At 57.2% G+C, this 4,905-nt stretch carries 4 protein-coding genes and 1 pseudogene; 2 read left to right on the forward strand and 3 right to left on the reverse strand.

Translation table 11 applies throughout. The features are described 5' to 3' along the window. Window positions 1–636, forward strand: a 636-nt coding sequence (locus WA354_RS22170) for a glycoside hydrolase family 88 protein (RefSeq protein ID WP_472815200.1), incomplete at its 5' end; no start/stop codon positions are given. Between the two features lie 776 nt (window positions 637–1,412). Here the strand turns inward: WA354_RS22170 and WA354_RS22175 are convergent. The 3 genes from WA354_RS22175 to WA354_RS22185 all read right to left on the reverse strand — a co-directional run bounded on the left by WA354_RS22175 (window position 1,413) and on the right by WA354_RS22185 (window position 3,714). Beyond that, window positions 1,413–1,802: a methyltransferase family protein gene (locus WA354_RS22175; protein ID WP_472815201.1), complete on the reverse strand. Its 390-nt coding sequence runs from the start codon at window positions 1,800–1,802 to the stop codon at window positions 1,413–1,415. A gap of 16 nt (window positions 1,803–1,818) precedes the next feature. Continuing rightward, complete coding sequence (locus WA354_RS22180; protein ID WP_472815202.1) at window positions 1,819–2,217, reverse strand: hydrogenase; 399 nt, start codon at window positions 2,215–2,217, stop codon at window positions 1,819–1,821. 288 nt (window positions 2,218–2,505) lie between these two features. Next, a complete protein-coding gene (locus WA354_RS22185) occupies window positions 2,506–3,714 on the reverse strand; it encodes a glycoside hydrolase 5 family protein (RefSeq protein ID WP_472815203.1) in 1,209 nt (402 codons plus the stop codon). A gap of 528 nt (window positions 3,715–4,242) precedes the next feature. Between WA354_RS22185 and WA354_RS22190 the strand changes: the two are divergent. Next, window positions 4,243–4,905: pseudogene (locus tag WA354_RS22190) on the forward strand (M23 family metallopeptidase); the annotation flags it as partial.

Here is a 4,905-nt window from a genome sequence, read left to right on the forward strand (position 1 = left end):
GCCGACGGCATCCTCTACCACACGTTTGAAGCGCCCCAGATGTGGTCAGACGGCATCAATGGCGCGCCTCCGTTCCTGGCCGCAATGGGCCACTACGACGAAGCAATGCTCCAGATCGAAGGCTATCGAAAGCTGCTGTTCAATCCAGAAAAGAAGCTGATGGCGCACATCTGGGACGACGGCAAACATCAATTTACTGACCCTGCTTTCTGGGGCGGAGGCAATGGCTGGACCACCGCAGGACTGGCGCAGGTAATCCGCAGCTTGCCGCCAAATCAAAAAGATAATCGCAACCAGCTGGTTGCATTTGCCCGCGATGTGATCGACGGCTGCCTCGCACACCAGCGCCCCGACGGCCTCTTCCACAACGTCGTCGATCGCCCCGACACCTTCGTCGAAACCAACCTGGCGCAGATGCTCGCATTCTCCATCTATCAGGGAATCATCGACCAGTGGCTCCCCGCCACCTACCGCCCCCGAGCCGACCGCATGCGCGCAGCAGCCCGCGCGAAGATGGATCAATACGGCTTCGTCCAGGGAGCCTGCAGCGCCCCCGACTTCGACCGTCCCGGCATCTCCACTGAAGCGCAGGCCTTCTGCATCCTCATGGAGTCAGCCGGGCAAGCGTTCCAGTAGATCTGGAGAGCTCGGTCAATACGAATCGCCCGGAACCCCAGAGCGCTTGTCATCCCGACCGAAGCGGAGGGATCTGCAGTTGTCTTTGAAGACTCTTCACCATCACCCCAAAAGCGTCTGTCGAATCTGCCCTGAGAATTCCAACAGCAAGCGTCGATTGGTGGTTGCAAATAGGGAGGGAGCAGCAGTCCTTCAGGCTGCTGAACTCATGCGTATTGGGTCACTGGCCTTTAGGCCCGGAGACTCCACCTTATTCTAATTTTTCATGTTCTTCGGGTGACCCATCGCGCCATGAACATCTGCGGTTTTCGTCGCGACCGTTCGAGTCAAAAATGCTGATTTCCGCATGGGTGGTCATTGCCAGGCGCTTGTCATCTCAACCGAGGCGGAGGGATCTATTCGAATTCCCTTTATCGTTGTCATCCCGACCGAAGTGGAGGGATCTGCCCTGAAAATTCTCATACCTCGATCAAAACTGGGTGGTCCATCCTTGCGCAGCAAGGGTGGGAAAGCACGATCCCACCCGGTTTTCATGGTCTCGGGTGGCGCAAAGAGCCATGCAAGACTGCAGTTGCCTTTGAAGACTCCTAACCATCCTCCAGTGCGCCTTTGGCATCATGCGAAGGCCGGTCCGTGAAGGCCCAAAGCCGCACGACGGACATGCACGTACTGGAGAAGTCGGACTGCGCCGTAGTACCTGTGAACCATTCGAACAAGGCGGCGCAAGCTGCTGCGGAGAGTGGGGAGGGAAGGGTGCAGCTGGAGGAGAACATCGTTTAGGCGTACATGCTCCTGACTCTGAGCGGGAATATGCATGACCCCCGGACTTCAGTTTGCTTCACGCACACCGTCCAAACGTGAAGGAACAACCAATACAGGTGGAGGCTCACGATCAGTCCAAGCCACATCACGCCAACGCCCACATAGATTGGATTGCGGATACGCGAATAGAGTCCGTGCGTGATAAGTTCTTTCGCTTGAGGCGAGACCGAGAAGGACCTTCCCAACTGAATGCGAGCAGTAACGAACAGGAAATACCCGGCAATCGCTACGATCGCTCCTGCAACTCTTAATGCCGTCCAGGGGCGCCGTCGCAAGCCGGGCACGAAGAGATAAAGCAGGAGACAAACAACTGGAACGACCAGCGCAGGGATTGGGATCTTCATTTGGAGTTCCAGATCATCACGCCGCCTCTTTGCGAAGACCCCAAAGGACCAGGGAAGACGCGAGGACGATTGCAATCCCGACTAACATGAAGCCACCCGTGACAGCGGTCTCTTGCCAAGGTTGTCCCCTGTAGCCAGCCCCGGTGATTGGGGAGAGGGCCGCAGTTCCGAAGATTGCAGCGAGTGCAGTCACAAACCAATTTGCATAGGTTCCATAAAGCACGGTCCAGTATGCGATCGTCGAGACAGCCGCTGACAGTCTCACGTGTGTCCAAATGGCACCCAACCCAACTAGAAAGATGCCATTCATCACGCCTTCCAGATGTGCCGCGAGCCCCATCCGCACATTGGCAAAGTGCTGCTCTGCGAAACCGGTTAACAGACCAAGCAGGAACAGGCACATTCCATGAAACATCAACTTTCTTCCAGTTCCTTCCATATTTCTTGATTCCTTTCTTCACGAAGACAGGCTGGAGCAGGCCGGCAAGATTTGAGTCAAGGAGGACCAACGTACTTTTGCGCGGTCGCTCATCGTACATCAAGCTGATGGAATTTGCCCTTGCATGAACAGATCGCCGAAGTGACGGGCAAGATGCCTTTCTAGAATGAGTTCGGGGCCGGAACGTGGGCAACTCGGGAGTTATCCCCGGAAACCTAGCCGAAGGACAATAGTCTTCCCACGAAACGCGCACCGCCTCCCGCCCTATACCTTCCCCTTCCACCCCAGCCAATCCAAAATCCACCGCCACGAGGCCTCTACTGTCTTCTCGCTCGGCGGCGGAGGCAATGCCGCCGTCGGAAACACCACCTGCTTACCCCGATAGCTTTCGGCAAGCTGTTTGAAAACCCGCCCCGCCGGTTTCACCCGCCCATCGTTGGTCAGCAGTCCCAGCGTGTACTCCAGCGGATTGAAATCGAATTTGCGGTCGACGTCGTGGCTATCCCAGTAGCTGAACCAGCTCACACCCTGCTCGATCGCCGCGTGCACCGCCTTCTCCAGCCACTCCGCCTGCTGTTCGTCCGTAAGTTCCTTGATGCAGGTATTGAATTCGCCTGCCCACACCGGCTTCTGCTGGGTGCCTGCATACGAGCGAATCAAAGCCGCCATCGCCGCCAGCAGCTTCACGCTCGGTGGGTCCATCGGGCCACCGTATTTCACCGCGCCGGTCCAGAAGGGATAGCAATGCATCACCGGCATGCGCTGATCCGCAATCAAAGCCTGCTGCGAGAATGTTGTGTCGCTGAACCACGGCCAGTGATCGACACCGTTCACATTCAGCCGTCCCGGCAGTGCTTCGTTCATCAGCGCAAACATCCGCTTCATCCACGCGTCCCCGTCGGCGGTCTTCGCGCTCCAGCAGGTGTTGATCTCATTGCCCAGATCGAAGCCGATTACATTTTCGTGAGGCGCGAGCGTTCGGCTCAGTTCGCGTACAAAAAGCTCTTGTGCTTCCAGCGTCACCGGGTCCGTAAAAAACAGATTTGACTGCCGATGAAACGGCGGCAGAAAGTACCACCCGCTCAATTGCCCCGTGAAAACAGTAACCAGCGCATCCATGTGCCGGTCACCCATCAGCGTGACGAGCTGATCGAGTCGCTCAAGGTGTGCCGGGCTCACCCATTTCGGATTCGGCTGGAAGAATGGCCAGATCAGCAGAATCCGCAGATGATCGGCTCCCAGCGCAGCAATCGCGTCGAGGTCCCGTTTGATCGGGTCAGAATTCCAGTCGTTCCAGCAGAACCACCAGTTGTGCGAAGGCGTGTAGTTGACGCCAAAGCGGTGGCGCCTCGGATCCTGCCGGCCAGACATTCCAGAATCTATCGCAGCGAATGCACGTGTGATCGTGCTGTTCTCCGCCGCCAATGCAGCCGTCACTGCGGCGCTCGTCGAGATAAAGTTGCGTCTGTTCAATCTGTCTTCCTCGCGAAAACAAAGACTATTCCGATCGGGGAGGGGCGTCCAGCAGCCTTCATCTTTTTGGTCGTCAATGCCACCTTGAGCCATTTCGTAGCTAAGCTCTTGAATTCACTCGGACGATTTCCCTCGACCATTTGCATGTAATTTCCCGTACGCGGAGCACAATACCATCATGGCGACCCTGCACACACTGGTGTGCTCTCTGTTCTCTGGACCCTGCTCTCCCTCCTCTAAGTCCCATGCCGAGAAGACTCTGCAGCTAAGTTCGTTTCTTTGGAGGACTTTACGGCCGTATCCCTCTCGTAAACCTATGATTCCGGGGACATTCGTCACAGAGTATGGGGGGGGAGAGGGGAGGGCAACCAAATGGTTGCATTTGCCGTTTGCCGGCTTATCTGCCAATCATCGCCGCAGTTTCCACTCCCGCTATTCGTTTCATGATGAGCGATTAGCCATCCAAACGTCACTCTTTCGGAAACACCCATATACGCGATCCACAACTTCGCCGACCTAAAATGAGTTGTGCGCAAAGTCCGGCTTTTCCTTCCGCTCTTCATCCTTATTCCCATCGCCATGCTGATGGGCTGCTCCTCGGCACCCACCATTGACCTGCCGACGCCGGTAAGCACCATCGGGCAGGCAACACCGATCACGGTTCATGCAACGAACCCGCGCGGAATCAGCAGCGCTTCTGCGACGATCGAGCAGAACGGCGCCAGCTATCCGGTCTGGCAGATGGCGCAGCCGTCGAAGGCGAAGGAGTCGACCTGGAACTTCACCGTTGGCGTCAAAACCACGCCGCAGCTCAAAGACGGCAAGGCCAGGCTGATCGTCGAGGCTACCTCGAACGGCCTGATGCACAAATCCGCCCGCATCGAGCGCGACGTAACAGTGGTGACGCAGCCGCCCACCGTCAGCGTCGACTCTGACCAGCACTACCTTTATCAGGGCATGGCCGACACCGCGACCTTCACCGTAACCGGCGCCTACTCTTCTGCCGGAGTGCGCGTTGGCGACCAGTCCTATCGCTCCTGGCCGATGCCCGGCGGCAAACCCGGCCTCTTCTCGCTCTTCGCCTTCGCGTGGAACATGCCTCCCGGCACGATCCCGGTAGTCTTCGCCTCAAATGGCGCGGGCAACGACGTAACCAGCCCGATCGTGTTCCAGTTTCCCAAAAAGGAGCAG

Source organism: Occallatibacter sp., assembly GCF_049802275.1.
Taxonomy (GTDB): domain Bacteria; phylum Acidobacteriota; class Terriglobia; order Terriglobales; family Acidobacteriaceae; genus Telmatobacter.

What these genes read in the sequence shown, in the direction of transcription:
- WA354_RS22180 (WP_472815202.1), bottom strand. Translation starts at nt 2,217, where the DNA reads ATGTTTCATGGAATGTGCCTGTTCCTGCTTGGTCTGTTAACCGGTTTC.
- WA354_RS22175 (WP_472815201.1), bottom strand. Translation starts at nt 1,802, where the DNA reads ATGAAGATCCCAATCCCTGCGCTGGTCGTTCCAGTTGTTTGTCTCCTG.